Origin of the sequence: Blautia luti (genome assembly GCF_033096465.1) — a bacterium.
Lineage (GTDB): Bacteria > Bacillota > Clostridia > Lachnospirales > Lachnospiraceae > Blautia_A > Blautia_A luti.
In genome coordinates this window covers 2,687,355-2,709,227 of record NZ_AP028156.1, presented here as the reverse complement: position 1 = coordinate 2,709,227, position 21,873 = coordinate 2,687,355, and the positions used below count along the sequence as shown (strand labels likewise).

17 protein-coding genes are annotated in these 21,873 nt (G+C 42.9%); 14 read left to right on the top strand and 3 right to left on the bottom strand.

What is annotated here, in order from left to right; translation table 11 throughout:
- Positions 1-8: 8 nt before the first annotated feature.
- The gene (locus R8695_RS12520) at positions 9-806 is read left to right on the top strand and encodes a helix-turn-helix domain-containing protein (RefSeq protein ID WP_154780207.1); all 798 of its coding nucleotides are present in this window, start codon (positions 9-11) and stop codon (positions 804-806) included.
- Positions 807-903: 97 nt separating this feature from the next.
- Here the strand turns inward: R8695_RS12520 and R8695_RS12515 are convergent, their stop codons facing one another.
- Entirely contained in the window at positions 904-3,315 is a 2,412-nt protein-coding gene (locus R8695_RS12515; protein WP_154780208.1) for a glycoside hydrolase family 94 protein, read from the bottom strand.
- 78 nt (positions 3,316-3,393) lie between these two features.
- Positions 3,394-6,093, bottom strand: a complete 2,700-nt coding sequence (locus R8695_RS12510) for a GH36-type glycosyl hydrolase domain-containing protein (RefSeq protein ID WP_154780209.1) — start codon at positions 6,091-6,093, stop codon at positions 3,394-3,396.
- Between the two features lie 1,008 nt (positions 6,094-7,101).
- Between R8695_RS12510 and uvrB the strand changes: the two genes are divergently transcribed.
- The 10 genes from uvrB to thiI all read left to right on the top strand — a co-directional run bounded on the left by uvrB (position 7,102) and on the right by thiI (position 19,164).
- Complete coding sequence (uvrB, locus tag R8695_RS12505; RefSeq protein ID WP_167829755.1) at positions 7,102-9,102, top strand: excinuclease ABC subunit UvrB; 2,001 nt, start codon at positions 7,102-7,104, stop codon at positions 9,100-9,102.
- Between the two features lie 153 nt (positions 9,103-9,255).
- A complete protein-coding gene (gene hrcA / locus R8695_RS12500; protein ID WP_008707388.1) occupies positions 9,256-10,296 on the top strand; it encodes a heat-inducible transcriptional repressor HrcA in 1,041 nt (346 codons plus the stop codon).
- A 17-nt stretch (positions 10,297-10,313) separates the two neighbouring features.
- Positions 10,314-10,958, top strand: coding sequence for a nucleotide exchange factor GrpE (gene grpE / locus R8695_RS12495; RefSeq protein ID WP_167829756.1), 645 nt, complete (start codon positions 10,314-10,316; stop codon positions 10,956-10,958).
- 60 nt (positions 10,959-11,018) lie between these two features.
- Complete coding sequence (dnaK, locus tag R8695_RS12490; protein WP_118508286.1) at positions 11,019-12,899, top strand: molecular chaperone DnaK; 1,881 nt, start codon at positions 11,019-11,021, stop codon at positions 12,897-12,899.
- 24 nt (positions 12,900-12,923) lie between these two features.
- Entirely contained in the window at positions 12,924-14,108 is a 1,185-nt protein-coding gene (gene dnaJ, locus R8695_RS12485) for a molecular chaperone DnaJ (protein ID WP_118508287.1), read from the top strand.
- Positions 14,109-14,250: 142 nt separating this feature from the next.
- Complete coding sequence (locus R8695_RS12480; protein WP_243139504.1) at positions 14,251-14,946, top strand: phosphatase PAP2 family protein; 696 nt, start codon at positions 14,251-14,253, stop codon at positions 14,944-14,946.
- Between the two features lie 20 nt (positions 14,947-14,966).
- Entirely contained in the window at positions 14,967-15,920 is a 954-nt protein-coding gene (gene prmA / locus R8695_RS12475; protein WP_154780211.1) for a 50S ribosomal protein L11 methyltransferase, read from the top strand.
- Between the two features lie 4 nt (positions 15,921-15,924).
- The gene (locus R8695_RS12470; protein ID WP_118508289.1) at positions 15,925-16,671 is read left to right on the top strand and encodes a 16S rRNA (uracil(1498)-N(3))-methyltransferase; all 747 of its coding nucleotides are present in this window, start codon (positions 15,925-15,927) and stop codon (positions 16,669-16,671) included.
- Between the two features lie 129 nt (positions 16,672-16,800).
- Positions 16,801-17,955, top strand: a complete 1,155-nt coding sequence (locus R8695_RS12465; RefSeq protein ID WP_154780212.1) for a cysteine desulfurase family protein — start codon at positions 16,801-16,803, stop codon at positions 17,953-17,955.
- Positions 17,956-17,982: 27 nt separating this feature from the next.
- Positions 17,983-19,164: a tRNA uracil 4-sulfurtransferase ThiI gene (thiI, locus tag R8695_RS12460; protein WP_118508291.1), complete on the top strand. Its 1,182-nt coding sequence runs from the start codon at positions 17,983-17,985 to the stop codon at positions 19,162-19,164.
- Positions 19,165-19,369: 205 nt separating this feature from the next.
- Here the strand turns inward: thiI and R8695_RS12455 are convergent, their stop codons facing one another.
- The gene (locus R8695_RS12455) at positions 19,370-19,606 is read right to left on the bottom strand and encodes an HPr family phosphocarrier protein (RefSeq protein WP_118508292.1); all 237 of its coding nucleotides are present in this window, start codon (positions 19,604-19,606) and stop codon (positions 19,370-19,372) included.
- Between the two features lie 171 nt (positions 19,607-19,777).
- Between R8695_RS12455 and mtaB the strand changes: the two genes are divergently transcribed.
- The 3 genes from mtaB (at position 19,778) to ruvX (ending at position 21,868) form a co-directional block, all read left to right on the top strand.
- A complete protein-coding gene (gene mtaB / locus R8695_RS12450) occupies positions 19,778-21,100 on the top strand; it encodes a tRNA (N(6)-L-threonylcarbamoyladenosine(37)-C(2))-methylthiotransferase MtaB (RefSeq protein WP_118508293.1) in 1,323 nt (440 codons plus the stop codon).
- A 71-nt stretch (positions 21,101-21,171) separates the two neighbouring features.
- The gene (locus R8695_RS12445; protein WP_118508294.1) at positions 21,172-21,444 is read left to right on the top strand and encodes an IreB family regulatory phosphoprotein; all 273 of its coding nucleotides are present in this window, start codon (positions 21,172-21,174) and stop codon (positions 21,442-21,444) included.
- Position 21,445: 1 nt separating this feature from the next.
- Positions 21,446-21,868: a Holliday junction resolvase RuvX gene (gene ruvX / locus R8695_RS12440; protein WP_118508295.1), complete on the top strand. Its 423-nt coding sequence runs from the start codon at positions 21,446-21,448 to the stop codon at positions 21,866-21,868.
- The last annotated feature ends 5 nt before the right edge of the window (positions 21,869-21,873 follow it).

Here is a 21,873-nt window from a genome sequence, read left to right as displayed (position 1 = left end):
AGAGACATATGAGTTATCAGAACGAATGGCTTCTTTTTGAGGCAGAAGATGAGTTTGATGAAATTGAGCACAGAGAACCGATAGAGGAATTATTGTTCTATCGTGCAGTTGCAAGTGGAGATATAAAAGCTGTTAAGAAGAATTGTGAACAGCAGAGATTTACAGAGTGTGATGGTGTGGGAGTACTGTCAAAGAATGCGGTCACAAATATGAAATATCATTTTGTTATCACTACCGCAATGATAACCAGACTCTGTAAACAAAATGGAATGGAGATGGAACAGGCATTTCACTTGAGTGATTTTTATATTCAAAAGCTGGATGGCATTCATACAGTAGAAGAGGTTCAGAGCCTTCATGATGAGATGGTGATGGATTATACTGAAAAAATGCGCAGATATTTCAGAGACAACACTTATTCTAAACATATCAACGCAAGTAAAGAATACATTTATTCTCATATCAAAGAACGAATTACAATAGAAGATCTTGCAGATTCACTTGGAGTATCTGCGAGCTATCTCTCCAGATTATTTAAAAAAGAAACAGGAATATCGGTCAGTGCCTATATCCGCAGACAGAAGATAGAAATGGCGAAAAATCTTTTGCAGTACAGTGATTATTCGATCATTGAGATTGCAAACCGTCTTTCCTTTTCTTCCCAGAGTCATTTCATCCAGCAGTTTAGGGAAGTTACGGGAATGACACCGGGCAAATACAGGGATGAACATTATATGATACACTGGGATATAGAAAAAGAACTTTGTGTCGCATCAGAGTCGGAACTGAAAAAAGAACAGGATTAATCAAAATATTAAGATAAGTAAAACAGGCGGCTAGCTTACAGGAAATATAAATTTTCTGTAAGCCGGCCGCTTATTTTCATCTGGTAATATCGGGGGATTAAAGAGTTAATATGACTTCGTTCTTATCCTGAAGAAGTTTTTCAGGGATATAATTATCTGCTAATTTCTGTCCGTTAAGAACCAGACTGCAGCAGCCAGATTCTTTTTCGTCTGGATTTTCTACAGAGATATGAAGCTGTTTTTCACGGAAAACTTTCTCAATCTCAAAGTGTTTCCAGCTTTTTGGCACAGAAGGAGACAGTCGAAGTCCTTCAAGATCAGGGCGAAGTCCGAGGATACCTTCCACACATCCTACCATTACAGTAGAAGCAGTTCCTGTCAGCCAGTGAACATGAGAGCGTCCAAAGTGTTTGCTTGCTTTTCCCTCTGTAAACTGACCATAGCAGTATGGTTCAAGACGACGGATTTCGGCACAGTCATTCTGCGCAGCAGGAGAATTTTCCATAAAATAGGTAAAAGCACGTTCTCCATGACCGCGGAGTGCCTCAGCAAGAATCAGCCAGCCCTGGGATTGGGAGAAAATACCGGAGTTTTCTTTGGTACCCTGATTATAGATAACTGCCAGTGCACCATCGAAAGCATGCGCATGATAAGGTGGATCCATAAGGATCGCACCATATTCTGTGTTTAGACGTTCGTATACATTGTTCAGTGCAGCGTCTCCCTGTTCAGGGCTGGCAAGACCACTGATGACAGCCCAGCTCTGAGGATTCAGCCACATATTTGCTTCAGGAGCAGCAGCTTCACCGATTCTTTCTCCTGATTCTGTATAACCACGTACGAAGCGGTCGTTATCCCAGCACAGTTCCTGAACTTTTTCACCAAATGCTTTCTGAGTCTCTTCAAGATACTGTACATATTTTGTATCTTTTTTGTATTCGGCAAAGATTTTCAGGATTGTCATTGCATAATAGAACTGTAAAGCAACAAAAGAAGATTCTCCGTTTGCACCCAGACGGAGACAGTCATTCCAGTCTGCATAAAGTCCGGCGGGCATTCCATGAGGTCCAAGGTGATTAAGAGAGAAAGCAACCGCACGTTTCAGATGTTCATATACAGTAGCTTCATCTTTGTTGGCAAAAGGAATCACTTCATCAAGAAAAGCAGTGTTTCCGGTTTCTGAAATATATTTATATACAGTTGGGAAAAGCCATAATGCATCATCTGCACGGTAAGCCGGATGGCCGGTTTCCTGTACATAAGAAGCATCATCCGGAGTATCTTCTTTTCCAGGTGTGTGAGTAAACTTGACAAGAGGGAGTCCGCCACCGTTATTTACCTGCGCAGACAACATGAAACGAATCTTTTCCAGTGCCATTTTCGGTGCCAGATGGATGATTCCCTGAATATCCTGTACAGTATCTCTGTATCCGTATCCATTTCTGAGTCCACAGTAAATGAAGGAAGCTGCACGGGACCAGATGAAAGTCATAAAACAGTTGTATGCGTTCCAGGTATTAATCATAGTATCAAATTCCGGACTTGGAGTGCTGACTTTAAGATTATCAAGCTTACTGTTCCAGTCAGCTTTTAATGCTTCCAGTTCTTCTGCTACAGTTGGAGCCGGATTTTCGTAACATCTGATTACTTCAGCAGCTTCAGATGACGGTTTCATTCCAAGAAGAAAAGCAATTGTTCTGGTTTCACCTGCTTTAAGAGTTATTTTGCAGGAGAGAGCACCACAGGAGTTTTCATTATAGCTTGTCTTATCACCAAGATCACCACAGACAATACCTTCAGGGTTTCCATATCCATGGTAACTTCCGAGAAATTCATTTTTGTCCCCACAGTAAGAAGAAACCTCAGCACCTGCAAGTCCAAAGAAACGTTCTGTCACATTTTTCCCATCTACTTTCTCATTTTCAGGAATTGCATCAAGATTTCCATGAATCTGCTGAGTAATTCTGTTTCCTTCGAACAGTGTACGAGAAATAAAAAGAGAGTACTGTAAATTAACCTGATCCTGTTCGTAATTGCTGTGGTTGGTAAACTCTGCATATCCGCTGAGAGTCAGGTTCCTTTCGTGATCAGAATGATTGGTCACAGATAATGCCCATACTTCATAACTTTTTCCAAGAGGAACATAGTAAAGGGCTTCTGAGTGAATATCGCTGTAGTCGGCAGAAATTTTTGTATAACCGATTCCGTGACGGCATTCGCTCTTATACTGAGCCAGATCTTTGCCTACAGGCTGCCAGGATGCAGACCAGAAGTCTGATGATCTGTCATCGCGAATGTAAATGTAACGTCCCGGCTGGTCAAAGTTATTAAAAACATAGCGCAGGATACGTCCGTTTGCACCGGATTTTGCAAAACTGTAGCCTCCTGCATTATTGGAAATGATTGCACCGTACTCCGGGGAACCCAGATAGTTTACCCATGGTGCAGGTGTTGCCGGATTAGTAATCACGTATTCTCGGTTTTCATTGTCAAAATATCCGTATTTCATATAGTAAATCCCTTCTGTCAGAACAATATTTATAACTGCCTGTCGCCTGCTTTTATGGAGGCTGAGCAGCTATTGTTTTCAGGCAAGTGTCACTGTAATTTCATGAAGATCAGAAGAGAGGTTGTTAATAAATTCTCTGGAGATCATAATATGGGAATCTTCTGCGATTTCTATTGCTGTTTTGTCGCAGTCCGCAGCGGCGATATGATAAGAACCATAATCTTTTCTGTCTGTATTTCGGTAGGTAACATGGAACTGTTTTCCTGCAAAAGTAACAGAGACAGAAGCAGTTCCTGATTCATCGAACTGTTCTGCCAGAAGTTTTGGATGAATCAGAAGGTTTCCGGAAACTCCACGGACACCAAAGACCTCTGTGATCATGGTAAAAAGATACCAGCTTGCAGCACCTGTCAGATAATGATACATGCCACGTCCGTCTGAACGGAAATATTCAGGAATTCCTGGGTAAATATGGCTGGTATCAAAGTCGAGAGCTGTATCAGACAGAGAACGCAATGCTTTCCAGCCTTCTTTTGCAAAGCCTCTCTGATATAAGGCATTTGCATACATAACTGCCATATGAGAGAAAACAGCACCGTTTTCTTTTTCGCCATAAGCGAAACCGAACATACGTCCCATATCAAACTTCAGTTCCTGAAAATCTGTGTTCAGGCGGTAACCGCCAATTTCTTTTCTGTAAAGATAATGATCTGCGCTTTTTACGATTTTTCTGATCTGCGCATCAGTGGCAACATTTCCCATAATAGAGAAAACCTGGCCTGTGAGCATCATACGCACCTGTTCATGGTGGAAACCTTCCACTGCCTCTCCATGATTATCGTAATAGCTGTTATACCATCCTTCTTCGCTGTCTTTGCCATCAATCCATTCCTGTGAACGGATATGATCTGTCAGCCAGTTGGATTTCTGGATCAGGTTGGCAGCAAGTGTGGAGAGAGAGAAGTTTTTCTTTCTGCCGCTCAGGTTATGCCTGCAGCTTTTGGCATATTCAGTAAGAACCTTTTTCTTTTCAGATACACTGTCAAACATATCTGTCTGGTCATTCAGCAGGATTTCAATTTCCTCTGACAGCGGGATACTGGTTTCGCCTGTAGATTCCATAAGGCGTAATATGGAAGCAAGAGTATGGAGATTGCCCGCATAAGCACAGGTAAAGGCAACACTTTCACCATTTTCTGCTGCCATATCCAGGGCATCGTTCCAGTCAGCTCCGCGGAGACGGTAAATATTATGAACACCTACATCATAAAAAGCGGCAAGCTGCTGGATCAGAATGTGCTCCAGAACACTTCCGGTATATACCTGACCGTCTTCGGTGCGCTGTTTATTTCCATATGCGTCATTCCAGAGAGTATCAATTTCTGTGCCGCGCATGGTTTGTGCATCTTTAAAATAAGGAACCTGTTTCTTAAGGATCTCTATATCTCCGGTCTGATTAATATAAAGACTGGTCGTGATTAGCGGCCAGAGTGCATGATCCATCCATACACGTGCGATTCCGTTTCTGTCAGCGATAAAATTGCCGTCACCGTCTCCGATAATAGTAGCATTTGTACCATCAATACGTACGCCGCCATAATTCTTTTTAATCATGGCACCTACATTCTGAGGATTCATCAGCAGAAGAGAAAGGCAATCCTGCCACAGATCACGCCATCCGCGTCCACCGCGTCCGTAATCATGATGAGGAAGGAAAGAACAGCCAAATAAACGGCGCAGGAATGGCTGAAAACTTACCCATTTCATATAACTGTCAAAGTCAGGATCCTGTGTGTGGAAGTCAACGTTTACCTGTTTTTTCCAGTAAATTCTGGTTTCTTCCAGTGCATTTTTCACTTTATCGGAAGTATTGTATTTTTCAAAAATATTTTCAATTTCTTCTTTACTGTCGGCAATACCTGATAATAAAATAAAGTCTGTTTTTTCACCGGGAGCCAGTGTGAAAGATGAGAAACAGAAAGCACCCATTGCTTCCTTTCCTGCTGCCAGACTGTGTGCGGGAAGTCCTTTATATCCTTCATATACTGCACGTGGATGGGTATAAGTGCCGCCTTCTCCGATAAAATCTTCTACAGTCGGATAATAGGAAATCGGACTTTCACCTTTTCCGGAACAGCCATTTACATAATAGATTTTATGATTTGGCTGATGTCCCCGCTCGTCAAATGACATGGTGGGGCAGACGTCGATTCCATGTTCTGTTGTCTCGATACGATGGAGCATGGAAGTGACATTTCGATGATCACGAATGTTATCCGCACTTCTTCCGTAAACAGGAATTGCACCATATGCAGTAAATTTCTGTACAGTATCTGTCTGGTTTTCAACCGTCACATACATAATCTCCACATTATCACTTTTGGGGATAAAAGAAGTAACTGTGGAGATGAGCCCAAGTTCTCTGGAAGTTCTTTTCAGAGTCTGCCACATAAATCCGGCGGTCAGTTCACTGTCTTCCTGTCTACTGGTAAAACGGTCTGCCTCCTGCTGCGCGGAAGCACCTGTTGTTGAATAAGGGGCATGTCCTTCCTTTACGATCCAGAAATTTCTGGAAGAACGGTTGTTATGAAGATTTTCGGAACTGACTGGTTCCAGCAGGAAGGTGTCCTGATTGATCTTGCTGTCACCTCCAAGATCTGGTGTGACGGAGCTTTTCAGACCTGTTTCTGATGCAAGAGGAAAATAAAGATAACTGGTATTTTCCGGTCTGTTTATACAAAAGCTTCCATGATTATCAATAAACTTAATATGTTTCAACTTTTTTCTCCTTCCATAAATATTGTATGGAAATTATATCGGAACTGAGATCTTTCGGAAATAAGAAACATGAAGTAAGTATCAGAATCATGACATAAAATAACACAATTTCAGAAAAATATATGAGCAGGTAATGAATCAGATTACGAATATTCATCTGGCTGATTTATAGAAAAATGGTACTTTTTATACAAAAATACTAATAAAAAAACAGAAAGATCATGATTTTAGGAAAGATTTCCTTATTAAATGACAAAATCTGTCTGTATATAAAAAGAACACAATGAGGTCATGAATCTGACATTTTGGTGGAAATTATAATATACCCGAAAAGCAGCTTAAGCTATAACCTTAAAGAAAGCTCAGCTAAAGTTACGGAAGTATAGATTCCTTCTAAAAAATTCTTTGCTGCATTAATATCTATTTTCTTAAAATTCATATAGTAGGCATAAATTCTCTTATATACTCCCAGGTCTGAGCCAAACGAACGATGTACATTAAGTAAGCAAGTCAATTCAAAATAATCCGTTGTTAAAGCTGGGAGAACCCAAGAAATCTTCTGATTCTGAATTATAGGAAGAAGCTGCATATATGATATGACAATGAGTCTGCTGTAATATGCTCATACATTTGTCTGAAATTTCGTTTCTTAGTATCTTGATATTGATTTTTATACTATATATTGATTAAATAATACAAAACAACACCATATAAAGTATGATAAACGATGGGATAATTGTTCTGGATACAATGATAAATGTAGATAAATTTTTAAAGAACTAATGTTCGCATCATATATACAATTTCAAATTTCCATGATATAATATTTTTTACATTTGAGTGTTAATTCGTCCACGTTAGTTTTACTACTTTTTACCAGTCTATAAAATGTCAGGTGGTGAACAAAATTCGTCGAGAGGTGTATTCGGGTAAAATCAGGAAATGCGCTTCGACGAATTTCTGCCTGATAGATGAACTTTTTTGATATAAAAATCAGGAGGTGCTTTTGTGCAAAATTCACAACAAATCTTCAAATTACACTCCGAATACAAACCCACCGGTGACCAGCCTCAGGCAATCGAAAAACTGGTCAGGGGCTTCAAGGAAGGCAACCAGTTTGAGACTTTGCTTGGTGTTACAGGTTCCGGTAAGACCTTCACTATGGCGAATGTCATTGCCCGGCTCAACAAACCAACTTTGGTACTTGCGCACAATAAAACACTGGCAGCACAGCTTTACGGAGAGATGAAAGAATTCTTCCCTGAGAACGCAGTGGAATATTTTGTCTCCTATTATGACTACTATCAGCCGGAGGCTTATGTCCCGTCCTCAGACACCTATATTGCTAAAGATTCCTCCATCAATGACGAAATTGACAAACTCCGTCTCTCTGCCACAGCCGCAATGTCAGAGCGGAAAGACGTAGTGGTCATTTCCTCCGTTTCCTGTATCTACGGACTGGGTTCCCCTCAGGAATTCTTTGACATGATGATTTCCCTGCGTCCGGGAATGACCAAAGACCGGGATGAGGTGATCCGGGAACTGATCGACATTCAATATACCAGAAATGAGATGGACTTCCACCGAAGCACCTTCCGTGTCCGCGGAGATACTTTGGAAATTTTCCCTGCCAATAGCTCCGATACAGCTGTGAGAGTAGAATTTTTCGGAGATGAGATTGACCGTATTTCAGAAATTGATGTACTGACAGGAGAAATCAAATGCCAGCGTTCTCATATCAGTATCTTTCCTGCATCCCACTATGTAGTGCCAGCAGAACAGATCCAGAGAGCAGCTGTAGCCATAGAAGAAGAATTAAAAGAACGTGTAGAGTATTTCAAAAGTGAAGACAAGCTTCTGGAAGCTCAGCGAATCTCAGAACGCACCAATTTCGACATTGAAATGATGAAAGAAACAGGATTCTGTTCAGGAATCGAAAACTATTCCAGACATCTGTCAGGATTAAAGCCCGGACAGCCGCCATACACACTGCTGGACTATTTTGGAGATGACTTCTTACTTATTATAGATGAATCTCATATTACAGTCTCTCAGGTAGGAGGAATGTACGCCGGTGACCAGAGCCGGAAACAGACACTGGTAGACTACGGATTTCGGCTTCCTTCAGCCAAAGACAACCGCCCCTTAAGCTTCGAAGAATTTGAATCCAAACTGGATCAGGTAATGTTTGTATCCGCCACTCCGGGACAATATGAGTATGATCACGAACTCCTCCGCGCAGAACAGATCATCCGTCCAACCGGACTTCTGGATCCGAAAGTAGAAGTCCGCCCCATTGAAGGCCAGATTGATGATCTGATCGGAGAAGTAAACAAAGAAGTGTCAAAGAAACACAAAATCCTGATCACCACTCTTACCAAACGAATGGCAGAAGACCTGACAGAATATATGAAAGAAGTAGGAATACGGGTTCGCTATCTCCATTCTGATATCGATACCTTAGAGCGTGCCCGGATCATCCGGGATATGCGTCTGGATGTTTTTGATGTACTGGTAGGAATCAACCTCCTTCGAGAAGGCCTGGACATCCCGGAAATCACCCTGGTAGCAATCCTGGATGCAGATAAAGAAGGTTTCCTCCGTTCTGAAACCTCCCTCATCCAGACCATCGGACGAGCTGCACGAAACAGCGAAGGCCACGTAATCATGTACGCAGACAATATGACCGATTCCATGAACAAAGCCATCACCGAAACCAACCGCCGCCGAACCATTCAGGAAGCCTACAACAAAGAACACGGAATCACTCCGACTACTATCAAAAAAGCAGTCCGCGACCTCATCGCCGTATCCAAAGCAGTAGCCGAAACTGAAGTCCGACTTCAGAAAGACCCAGAGTCCATGACCCGCAAAGAACTCACCAAACTCATCGCCCAGGTAGAAAAACAAATGCGCGCCGCAGCTGCAGACCTCAACTTCGAACAAGCCGCCGAACTCCGCGATAAAATGATCGACCTGAAAAAGAACCTGGATACTCTGGATAAATAATAATTCCCATTGTTTGTAAAATAACAAAAAATTCACAAAATAATATTGACAAACCAAATCAAGAGTGCTATCTTATGAGCATAAGGTGTTAGCACTCCTGAAACATGAGTGCTAACAAACCAAAAAACAAAGGCAGTAAAGGAGTGGAATTTCATGGATCAGGAATTAGATGATCGTAAAAAGAAAATACTAAAAGCCATCATCAAAACCTACATGGAAACAGGCGAACCGGTGGGTTCCCGGACCATTTCCAAGTTTGCAGATTTAAATGTAAGCTCTGCCACCATCCGGAATGAGATGTCAGACCTGACAGATATGGGATATATCGTACAGCCCCACACCTCAGCCGGAAGAATTCCTTCTGATAAAGGTTATCGCCTCTACGTAGACGAGCTGATGAAAGAAAAGGAATCAGAGGTTCAGGAAATCAAGGATCTCATGATAGAGAAAACTGACAAACTGGATAAAATGCTGAAGCAGGTAGCAAAGGTACTGGCCTCCAATACCAACTATGCAACCATGATCTCTGTTCCACAGTACAGCGGAAGCAAGATTAAATTCATCCAGCTTTCCCGCGTAACACCCCTTCAGCTTGTAGCAGTAGTAGTGAGTGATAACAATGTCATCCGAAACCAGATCATCAATCTGGATGAGGAGATGGACGATCAGACAATCCTGAAATTAAATCTTCTTCTTAACACCAACTTAAATGGGGTGCCCATTCAGGATATCAACCTGGGAATGATCGCCCGCCTGAAAGAACAGGCAGGTGTACATGGCTCTGTGGTTGGCACAGTCCTTGATGCAGTGGCAGACACCATCCAGGTAGACGAAGACGATATGCAGATATATACTTCAGGAGCAACCAACATTTTCAAGTATCCGGAGCTTGCAGACACAAGCAAAGCGAGCGAGTTGATTTCAGCATTTGAAGAGAAGCAGGATCTGGTAGACCTGGTGAAAGAGAGAATGTCTGATACCGAGAACACAGGAATTCAGGTGTACATTGGTGATGAGATGCCGGTGCAGACCATGAAAGACTGCAGTGTGGTGACAGCTACTTACGAACTTGGAAAAGGAATGCATGGTACCATTGGTATCATCGGTCCGAAGCGTATGGATTATGCAAATGTAGTTGACAGCCTGAAGGCTTTGAAAGTCCAGCTGGACGAACTGATTAAGAAAGAGAGTTAGAAAGGCGGTAATAGATAGTGTCAGAAGAAACAAAGAACACAGCTCAGGAAGAAGAAACAACAGAGACTCCTGTAACAGAAGAAATTGTTGAGAATGAACCTGAAGTTGTAGAGAACGGTGAAGCTGAAGCAGAGGAAATCCCAGTAGAGGATGGAGACGAAGAAGCTTCCCAGGATGACAAAAAAGAAAGCAAATCAAAAACTTCTTTCTTCGGCAAGAAGAAAAAAGAGAAAGATAAATTTGAACAGCAGATCGAAGAACTTACAGACAGACTGAAACGAAACATGGCTGAGTTCGATAACTTCCGTAAGAGAACGGAGAAAGAGAAATCCAGCATGTACATCATCGGAGCCAAGGATATCGTTGAGAAAATCCTCCCGGTTGTGGATAACTTCGAAAGAGGCCTTGCACAGGCACCTGAAGGAGATTCTTTCGCGGATGGCATGAAGATGATCTACAAACAGCTGATCACAACATTGGATGAGCTGGGTGTGAAACCAATCGAGGCAGTCGGTAAGGAATTTGATCCGAACTTCCATAACGCAGTAATGCATGTGGAGGACGAAGAAGCCGGTGAGAATATTGTGGTAGAAGAATTCCAGAAGGGCTACACTTACAAGGATTTCGTAGTCCGTCACAGTATGGTAAAAGTAGCCAACTAATTTACATGAAAATATAGAATATATCAAATCTAGTTGAAAATAAACAGGAGGAACAAGATTATGGGAAAAATCATTGGTATTGACTTAGGTACAACAAACAGCTGTGTAGCCGTAATGGAAGGTGGACAGCCAACAGTTATCGCAAATACAGAAGGCGCAAGAACAACACCATCTGTTGTCGCTTTCACAAAAACAGGAGAACGTCTTGTAGGTGAACCTGCAAAACGTCAGGCAGTAACAAACGCAGAGAGAACAATCTCTTCCATTAAAAGAGAGATGGGTACTGACTACCGTGTAACAATCGACGACAAGAAATATTCCCCACAGGAAATTTCCGCTATGATTCTTCAGAAACTGAAAAAAGATGCAGAAGGATACCTCGGTGAGAAAGTTACAGAAGCAGTTATCACAGTTCCTGCATACTTCAACGATGCTCAGCGTCAGGCAACAAAAGATGCCGGTAAGATCGCTGGCCTTGAAGTAAAACGTATCATCAACGAGCCTACAGCAGCAGCTCTTGCTTATGGCCTTGATAATGAAAAAGAACAGAAAATCATGGTATACGACTTAGGTGGTGGTACATTCGATGTATCTATCATTGAAATCGGTGATGGTGTTATCGAGGTTCTTTCTACAGCTGGTAACAACCGTCTGGGTGGTGATGACTTCGACCAGAAGATTACAGACTACATGCTTTCTGAGTTCAAGAAAGCAGAAGGTGTTGACTTAAGCAACGATAAGATGGCACTTCAGAGATTAAAAGAAGCTGCAGAGAAAGCTAAGAAGGAACTTTCTTCCGCAACAACTACAAACATCAACCTGCCATTCATTACAGCTACAGCAGAAGGCCCGAAACACTTCGACATGAACCTTACAAGAGCTAAATTCGATGAATTAACACATGACTTAGTAGAAATGACAGCTGAACCGGTACGTCGTGCACTTTCTGATGCAGGTATCACAGCATCTGAACTTGGCCAGGTACTTCTGGTTGGTGGATCTTCCCGTATCCCGGCTGTACAGGATAAAGTAAGACAGTTAACAGGCAAAGAGCCAAGTAAGAACCTGAACCCGGATGAATGTGTAGCACTTGGTGCTTCTATCCAGGGTGGTAAACTTGCTGGTGATGCAGGCGCAGGCGATATCCTTCTTCTGGATGTTACACCACTGTCACTGTCCATCGAGACAATGGGTGGTATTGCAACAAGACTGATCGAGAGAAACACAACTATTCCTACAAGAAAGAGCCAGATTTTCTCAACAGCAGCAGACAACCAGACAGCAGTAGATATCAACGTTGTACAGGGTGAGCGTCAGTTTGCGAAAGACAACAAATCTCTTGGTCAGTTCCGTCTGGATGGAATCCCGCCAGCACGTCGTGGTGTTCCGCAGATCGAAGTTACATTCGATATCGATGCAAACGGTATTGTAAATGTATCCGCTAAGGATCTTGGAACAGGTAAAGAACAGCACATCACAATCACAGCTGGTTCTAACATGTCTGATTCCGACATCGACAAAGCAGTCAAAGAAGCTGCTGAATTCGAAGCACAGGATAAGAAACGTAAAGAAGCAATCGATACAAAAAACAATGCTGATTCCATGGTATTCCAGGTTGAGAATGCACTGAAAGAAGCTGGCGATAAGATTGATGCCAACGATAAAGCTGCTGTAGAAGCAGATCTGAATGCACTGAAAGATTTACTTGCTCAGAATGCAAATTCAGAAGAACTGACAGACTCTCAGGTAGCTGATATCAAAGCTGCTCAGGAGAAGATGATGGAAAGTGCACAGAAACTGTTCGCTAAGATGTATGAGCAGACACAGCAGGCAGGCGGCCAGGCTGGTCCTGATATGAACATGGGCGGCGGCGCAGCAGGAAGCACAAATACAGGAAGCAGCAACGATGACGTTGTAGATGCTGACTACAAAGAAGTTTAATTGAGAGCATAGGAATAAATAATCATGGCTGATAAGAGAGATTATTATGAAGTCTTAGGCGTGGACAAAAGCGCCGATGACGCAACACTTAAAAAAGCATATCGTAAGTTAGCCAAAAAGTATCACCCGGATGTAAATCCGGGTGATAAAGAGGCTGAAGCGAAATTTAAAGAAGCGACAGAAGCTTACACCATCCTGAGTGATCCGGATAAGAGAAGACAGTATGACCAGTTTGGCCATGCAGCATTTGAAAACGGTGGTGGCGGTGCTGGCGGCGGCTTTGGAGGTTTTGACTTCAACGGTGCTGACATGGGTGATATCTTCGGCGATATTTTCGGCGATTTATTTGGAGGCGGCGGCAGAAGCAGGCGCGCCAATAATGGTCCGATGAAGGGAGCAAACCTTCGTGCACGTGTAAATATTACTTTTGAAGAAGCTGTCTTTGGCTGTGAAAAGGAACTGGAAATCGTACTGAAAGACGAATGTACTACCTGCCACGGAACAGGTGCGAAACCAGGTACTTCCCCGACAACCTGTCCGAAATGTAACGGTGAAGGCCAGGTTGTATATACGCAGCAGTCAATGTTTGGGATGGTGCGTAATGTACAGACATGTCCGGACTGCCACGGAACAGGTAAGATCATCAAGGATAAATGTACTTCATGCCGCGGAACAGGATATACATCTTCCAGAAAGAAGATACAGGTATCTGTGCCAGCAGGTATTGACAATGGTCAGAGTATCCGTATTCGTGAGAAAGGTGAGCCAGGCACAAACGGGGGACCGAGAGGCGATCTGCTTGTAGAGGTAAATGTTGCACGTCATCCGATTTTCCAGAGACAGGATATGAATATCTTCTCTACTGCGCCTCTTACATACGCGCAGGCTGCACTGGGCGGTACTGTACGTATCAATACGGTGGACGGAGAAGTGGAATATGAAGTGAAACCGGGAACTCAGACAGATACAAGAATCCGTCTGAAAGGAAAAGGTGTGCCATCACTGAGAAACAAGAATGTACGTGGAGATCACTATGTAACTTTCGTTGTTCAGGTTCCTGTAAATCTCAACGAAGAAGCAAAAGAAGCACTGCGTAGATTTGACGAAGCATGCGGCAACCGCACGAAAGAATCTTCCGACGGAACAGAGAAAACCGAGAAGAAGAAAAAAAGCTTCATGGACAAATTAAAAGAGACTTTTGAAGATTGATCTTCAGAATGACTGACAAATTGTCTGAAGAACAAAAAAGTAAAAGAAAACTAAAGAAAAGAGGTTTATCCTCTTTTCTTTTTTTGTGCAGTCGTGTATATTGAAAGGTAACGGAAAAATTTTGCATACAAAGGAGAGGTATTTGACGAAAAAAGAGAAATTCCAAACATTCCGGGAGAAATATCTCCCAACATGGGCAATACTGCCTCTGATTAGTATTTTTGTATTAAACTGCCTGATCTACTGGGGAAGTGACCTTCTGACAGTCGACAGGTATCATTTTGACTTTACCATGAGTATCGACAGAGCTGTGCCGCTGATTCCGGGATTTGTCTGGATTTATATTCTGGCATTTCCGTTCTGGGCAGTGAATTATATTCTGGCCGCACAGAGAGGAAAAGACGGCTTTTACAGGTTTGTGGCTACAGACCTTACGGTACATCTGGCATGCTTTGTGATTTTTCTTTTACTGCCGACTACAAATGTACGGCCGGAAACTGTCGGCAGTACATGGTCAGAACAGATACTGAAGTTGGTCTATGCACTGGATGGGGGAAACAGCCCTTCGAATCTTTTTCCGTCCATTCACTGTTATGTGAGCTGGCTGAGCTGGAGGGGAGTCAACAACTCAGACAGGATTTCGAAATGGTATCAGATTTTTTCCCTGATATTTGCGATACTGATTATCATATCTACTCAGGTGCTGAAGCAGCATTATCTGGTGGATGCCATTGCAGGGGTGGCACTTGTGGAATTTGCATGGAGATTTTACAATACAGGAAACCGTCACAGCGTATTCCGAAATTTTTTTGAGAAAATAAATAAAATAAGAAAATAAAAAGAAATGGAGACAAATATATGAAGTGGAACCGTTTTACAGTAAAAACGAAAACAGAAGCAGAAGATATCGTCATCAGCACACTTGCAGAAGTCGGTATTGAAGGCGTAGAAATCCAGGACAAACAGCCTCTGACAGAGGAAGACAAAGCTCAGATGTTTGTAGACATTATGCCAGAAGGGCCTTCAGATGACGGTATTGCGTATCTGAACTTCTATCTGGAAGAAGATGCAGACAAAGAAGCAATCCTGAAAGACGTTCGCGAAGCATTAGATGATCTGAAGAATTTCATGGACATCGGAGAAGCTACCATCGAAGAATCCCAGACAGAAGACAAAGACTGGATCAATAACTGGAAACAGTATTTCCACCAGTTCTATGTAGACGATATCCTGATCATTCCATCATGGGAAAAAGTAAAAACAGAAGATAGGGACAAAATGATCCTCCACATTGACCCGGGTACAGCATTCGGAACAGGTATGCATGAGACGACTCAGCTTGTGATCCGTCAGTTAAAGAAATATGTAACACCGAATACAGAAATGCTTGATGTAGGAACCGGAAGCGGTATCCTTGGCATTGTTGCCCTGAAACTTGGCGCAAAACATGTACTGGGAACAGATCTTGATCCATGTGCAATTCCGGCAGTTGCAGAGAACAAAGAAGCAAACCAGATCGCAGATGAAAGCTTTGATATGGTGATCGGAAACATCATTGATGATAAAGCAATCCAGGATCAGGCAGGATATGAGAAATATGATATCGTAACAGCAAACATTCTTGCTGACGTTCTGATCCCGCTGACTCCGGTAATCGTAAACCAGATGAAGAAAGGTGCTTATTACATCACTTCCGGTATCCTTGATGTGAAAGAAGAAGTTGTCGTAGAGGCAGTAAAAGCAGCAGGTCTGACAGTCGTAGAAGTGACACATCAGGGCGAGTGGGTTTCCATAACAGCAAGAAAGGAATGATCCTATGCAGCGTTTTTTTGTGGAACCTTATCAGATTGAGGAAGAGGAACATCGCATCCACATCAATGGAACAGATGTAAATCACATTAAGAATGTTCTTCGTATGAAATGCGGTGAAGATGTCTGGATCAGTGATGGCGGAAATAAAGAGTATCATTGTCAGATTGAAGAACTGGGTGAGGATGAAGTATTGCTTCATATCCTTTATGCCCAGGAACCGGAATATGAACTGTCGAATAAGATCTATCTGTTCCAGGGACTGCCGAAAGCAGACAAGATGGAATTGATCATCCAGAAAGCAGTAGAACTGGGAGCATATTCTGTAATCCCGGTAGAGACAAAGAGATGCGTAGTAAAACTGGATGCAAAGAAAGCGTCAAAGAAAGTAGCCCGCTGGCAACAGATCGCAGAGAGCGCAGCAAAGCAGTCCAAGCGAATGCTGATTCCGGAGATCCATGAGGTAATGACCTACAAACAGGCACTGGAATTTGCAAAACAGTTGGATGTAAAGCTGATCCCGTATGAACTTGCAAAAGGAATGAAAGAAACCAGAGAAATCCTCAGCCAGATCAAACCAGGACAGTCTATCGGCATCTTTATCGGACCAGAAGGCGGATTCGAGGAAGAAGAGGTGGCAAAGGCACTGGAGGCAGGTGCACATGCGATTACGCTTGGAAGACGAATCCTCAGAACAGAGACAGCAGGACTGGCGATTTTGTCAGTTTTGATGTTCCAGTTAGAGAATGAATAAATGAGATATTCAGGATGGTCAAAATTACTTGATTCTATTATCAAAGATGATTAGCTTTATGTTTAAAGCTGTAGAGAATAAAGTGATTTAGAGACATCATGATAATATATAGAACAAGAGAGAATAAAAATGGAAGCATATTTTGATAATTCAGCCACGACCCGCTGCTTCGAAGAAGTAAAGGACATCGTGGTAAAAACAATGATGGAAGATTTCGGAAACCCATCTGCTATGCATCAGAAAGGCGTAGATGCAGAACGGTATGTCAAAGAATCTGCCACAACACTGGCACAGATACTGAAAGTAACAGACAAAGAAATCCTGTTTACTTCCGGTGGAACAGAGTCTAATAATCTGGCTCTGATCGGCGGTGCACTTGCCAATAAACGAAGCGGTAATCATATCATCACAACTGCCGTAGAACATGCAGCAGTCAGCCAGCCGGTAGCTTTTCTTCAGGAACAGGGATTTGAAGTAACCATTCTTCCTGTAGATGCGCATGGCGTTGTAAAGCTTGATGCACTGGAGAAAGCATTAAGACCGGATACCATCCTCGTATCTACAATGATGGTAAATAATGAGACTGGCGCAGTCATGCCTGTAGAGAAAATCGGAGCTATGATCCAGGAGAAATGCCCAAAGGCACTGTACCATGTAGATGCAATCCAGGCATTTGGCAAATACCGCATTTATCCGAAGAAATGGAACATTCATCTTCTGTCAGTCAGCTCACATAAGATCCACGGACCGAAAGGCGTAGGATTTCTGTACATCAACAGCAAAGCAAAAGTGCAGCCTCTCATCCTTGGCGGCGGTCAGCAGAACGGTATGCGTTCCGGAACAGACAATGTACCGGGAATCGCAGGACTTGGCGTTGCAGCTAAGATGATGTACCAGAATTTTGATGAGAAAGTGGAACATCTTTACCAGCTGAAAGAACGCATGGCAGAGGGACTTTCAAAGATTGATGACGTAGTGATCAACGGAATGCCTGTAAGAGAGGGCGCACCACATATCTTAAGCGTCAGCTTTCTGGGGATCAGAAGCGAGGTACTGCTTCATACCTTAGAGGACAGAAACATTTATGTATCAGCAGGAAGCGCATGCTCCAGCCATAAGAGAAAACCAAGCGCAACACTTTCCGCAATGGGAATGAGCAATGCACAGATCGAGAACACTGTACGTATCAGTTTCTCAGAGGAGAATACATTCGAAGAAGCTGACTATTGCCTGGGAGTTCTGAACGAAGTACTGCCGATGCTGAAACGCTATGCACGCAGATAATAATTAAAATAAGAGAAGGAGAAACAAATGATATTTCACGCATTTTTAATAAAATACGCAGAAATCGCAATCAAGGGTAAGAACAGATACATCTTCGAAGATGCCCTTGTAAAGCAGATGAACATCGCCCTTTCCAAAGTAGAAGGCGAGTTTGAAGTAAAGAAAGAACAGGGAAGAATCTATGTATTCTGCCCGGAGCAGTATGACTATGATGAGACTGTAGAAGCTCTGCAGCACGTATTTGGTATCGTTGGAATCTGCCCTGTAGTGATCTATGAAGACCAGGGATTTGAGCAGATGGCAAAAGACGTAGTTTCCTATATGAAGAACTGCCACACGAACTACAACGGAAGCTTCAAAGTATATACAAGAAGAGCAAAGAAATCCTATCCAATCACATCCATGGAAGTCAGCGCAGAACTGGGTGGCCGTATCCTGGATGAGTTCCCGGATGCAAGTGTAGATGTACATGAACCGGACCTGACTCTTTCAGTAGAAATCCGTGACAAGATCTATGTATATTCCCAGACCATTAAAGGCGCAGGCGGAATGCCGATCGGCACAAACGGAAAAGCCATGCTTCTCCTTTCCGGCGGAATCGACAGCCCGGTAGCTGGTTACATGATCGCAAAACGTGGTGTTAAGATTGACGCCGTATATTTCCATGCTCCGCCATACACAAGCGAAAGAGCAAAACAGAAAGTCGTAGACCTGGCAAAACAGGTAGCAAAATACAGTGGACCGATCCGTCTCCATGTGGTAAACTTTACAGATATCCAGCTCTATATCTATGACCAGTGCCCACACGATGAGCTGACTATTATCATGCGTCGTTACATGATGCGTATTGCAGAGCATTTTGCAAAAGAAAGCAGATGCCTCGGCCTGATCACAGGAGAAAGCATCGGCCAGGTTGCCAGCCAGACTTTACAGAGCCTTGCTGCAACAAATGAAGTCTGCACACTCCCTGTATATCGTCCGGTTATCGGATTCGATAAACAGGAAATCGTAGAAAGATCCTGGGAGATCGGAACCTACGAGACATCCATCCAGCCATTCGAAGACTGCTGTACCATCTTCGTAGCCAAACACCCGGTAACCAAACCAAATCTGAATGTGATCCATCGTTCAGAAACCAAACTGGAAGAGAAAATTGACGAACTGATGAAAACAGCATTGGAGACGGTTGAGATTATTGAGATTGACTGATGTCGATTACGGTACGTTAATACCTGTAGATTGAGATGCTATAGGGTAGTAGCTGCCACCCGATTGTGGTGTTGCAAAGCAACACCACAATCTTACAAACATTCGGAATCCGTTTCACTGCTTCCTCATGTTTGAAACCCTGGTGGCACAAAAAAAGAGGAACTGTTACCAGTTCCCCGTCAATTGCAAAAATCAGATGTGCTGATTATTCAGTAACGTATTTACCTACGATACCCATAACAGTATCAAGAGCAGCACCGTCAGCATGGATGTTTAAGTCGATTGGTTTGGATAAATCAAGACTGAAAATACCCATGATAGATTTTGCATCAATTACGTATCTTCCGGATACTAAATCGAAATCGCAGTCAAATTTGCTGATTTCGTTTACGAATGCTTTCACTTTATCAATAGAGTTCAGTGAGATTTTTACTGTTTTCATTATGAGAACCTCCCTTAAGAATAGTTATTGCTGACGAATTACACGTTCAGCTTACAGTCTTCATCTTACCTGCACCCCTACAAAAAGTCAAGGTGAAAACGGATAAAATTTCCAGAAAGATTTAGTGAAAATGTAGAAAGGTTGCACAGAAACCACAGTTTAGGAGGAAAAATGAAAAAAAAGGTTGCACTTCACAATTTAGGCTGTAAAGTCAACGCATATGAAGTAGAAGCAATGCAGCAGCTGCTGGAACAGGCAGGATATGAGATCGTGCCGTTTGAGCCAGGAGCTGATGTTTATCTGATAAATACATGTACAGTTACCAATATTGCAGACCGTAAATCCAGACAAATGCTCCATAAGGCGAAAAAGATGAATCCGGATGCCATTGTTATTGCAGCCGGATGTTATGTACAGACAGACGAAGGAAAGCTGGACAAAGATGACGCCGTAGACCTGATCCTGGGAAATAATCAGAAGAAGAACATTGTAGAGGTTCTGGAAGAATATGAACAGCAGCATACCAAACAGAAACATGTGATAAAGATCAATCAGACGAAAGAGTACGAAGACCTGGCCATTGATCATACTGCAGAACATGTACGTGCATATATCAAAGTTCAGGATGGCTGCAATCAGTTCTGTACTTATTGTATCATCCCCTATGCCAGAGGAAGAGTCAGAAGCCGTAAGATCGCCCATGTGCTGGAGGAAGTACGTGCTCTGGCAGAAAAAGGATACAAAGAGGTGGTACTGACAGGGATCCATCTTACATCTTACGGTGTAGATTTCCCGGAAGGGGAAAAAGAAACCCTGCTTTCCCTGATCCAGGCAGTGCATGAGATCGACGGGATTGAGCGGATTCGTCTGGGATCACTGGAACCTGGAATTATCACAGAGGAATTTGCGAAAACCATCTCTGCACTTCCGAAAATGTGTCCCCATTTCCATCTGTCCCTTCAGAGCGGATGTGATGCTACGCTGGAGAGGATGAACCGCAGATACAGAAGTACAGAATATGCAGAGAAATGCACACTTCTGCGCAAATATTTCAGAAATCCGGCACTGACTACAGATGTGATCGTAGGATTCCCTATGGAGACAGAAGACGAGTTCCAGGCTTCCTACGATTTTGTAGACAGCATTCATTTCTATGAAACACATATTTTCAAATATTCCAGAAGACATGGGACAAAGGCGGCAGCGATGTCCGGACAGCTGACAGAAGCCCAGAAAGCGACCAGAAGTGATCAGATGCTGGCTTTGAATGAGAAACATGCAGTAGAATATGAGAAATCCATGATCGGAAACCAGCTGCAGGTGCTTCTGGAAGAAGAGGTGGAGATCCAGGGCAAAACCTGGTACGTAGGCCACAGCAAAGAATACATTAAAACAGCGGTACCGAAAGAAGACGGATATACGGTAAATGACATAGTTACAGTAAAAGCAGACCATTTCCTGGAAGAGCATATCATTACAGGAGAGGTGTTGTAATTTAGCAGTTGCACAATAATTCGAATTATATTAAAATAATATAGAATAAAAAAAGTAAGGACGTGAGAGAAATGGCAGAGAATAATCTGGGAAATACCCAATACTTCAGAACCAAACCGGACCAGGAACTTCAGGTAAAAGAAGTTCTTGACCTGGTTTATAATGCAATGGATGAGAAAGGATATAATCCGGTCAATCAGATTGTAGGTTACATTATGTCCGGAGATCCGACTTATATTACCAGCCATAAAGGCGCAAGAAGCATGATCATGAAAGTTGAGCGCGACGAACTGGTAGAGGAACTTTTAAACGAGTATATTAAGAACAAATCCTGGGAACGCTGATATGAGGATTCTTGGATTAGATTACGGATCGAAGACCGTAGGAGTGGCAGTCAGTGACCCGTTAGGGCTTACTGCGCAGGGTGTGGAGACGATCTGGCGCAAACAGGAGAACAAGCTTCGTCAGACTCTTGCACGTATTGAAGAACTGATTTCGGAGTATCAGGTGGAACGGATCGTACTTGGGTATCCGAAGAATATGAATAATACAATAGGGGAGAGAGCAGAGAAATCCCTGGAATTTCAGCAGATGCTGGAGAGACGGACAGGTCTGCCTGTGATCATGTGGGATGAACGGCTGACAACAGTGGAGGCCAACCGCACCCTTATGGAAGCCAGTGTGCGCAGAGAGAACCGCAAACAGTATATGGATAAACTGGCGGCTGTGTTTATTTTGCAGGGATATCTTGATTCCCTGTCCATGTAGGAGAA

Excerpts from the sequence above, each read along its gene's own strand:
- R8695_RS12515 (WP_154780208.1), bottom strand. The coding sequence starts at position 3,315 with ATGAAATACGGATATTTTGACAATGAAAACCGAGAATACGTGATTACT.
- R8695_RS12445 (WP_118508294.1), top strand. The coding sequence starts at position 21,172 with ATGGCAGAGAATAATCTGGGAAATACCCAATACTTCAGAACCAAACCG.
- hrcA (WP_008707388.1), top strand. The coding sequence starts at position 9,256 with ATGGATCAGGAATTAGATGATCGTAAAAAGAAAATACTAAAAGCCATC.
- R8695_RS12470 (WP_118508289.1), top strand. The coding sequence starts at position 15,925 with ATGCAGCGTTTTTTTGTGGAACCTTATCAGATTGAGGAAGAGGAACAT.
- R8695_RS12465 (WP_154780212.1), top strand. The coding sequence starts at position 16,801 with ATGGAAGCATATTTTGATAATTCAGCCACGACCCGCTGCTTCGAAGAA.
- prmA (WP_154780211.1), top strand. The coding sequence starts at position 14,967 with ATGAAGTGGAACCGTTTTACAGTAAAAACGAAAACAGAAGCAGAAGAT.
- dnaJ (WP_118508287.1), top strand. The coding sequence starts at position 12,924 with ATGGCTGATAAGAGAGATTATTATGAAGTCTTAGGCGTGGACAAAAGC.
- dnaK (WP_118508286.1), top strand. The coding sequence starts at position 11,019 with ATGGGAAAAATCATTGGTATTGACTTAGGTACAACAAACAGCTGTGTA.
- R8695_RS12455 (WP_118508292.1), bottom strand. The coding sequence starts at position 19,606 with ATGAAAACAGTAAAAATCTCACTGAACTCTATTGATAAAGTGAAAGCA.
- ruvX (WP_118508295.1), top strand. The coding sequence starts at position 21,446 with ATGAGGATTCTTGGATTAGATTACGGATCGAAGACCGTAGGAGTGGCA.
- thiI (WP_118508291.1), top strand. The coding sequence starts at position 17,983 with ATGATATTTCACGCATTTTTAATAAAATACGCAGAAATCGCAATCAAG.
- R8695_RS12520 (WP_154780207.1), top strand. The coding sequence starts at position 9 with ATGAGTTATCAGAACGAATGGCTTCTTTTTGAGGCAGAAGATGAGTTT.
- mtaB (WP_118508293.1), top strand. The coding sequence starts at position 19,778 with ATGAAAAAAAAGGTTGCACTTCACAATTTAGGCTGTAAAGTCAACGCA.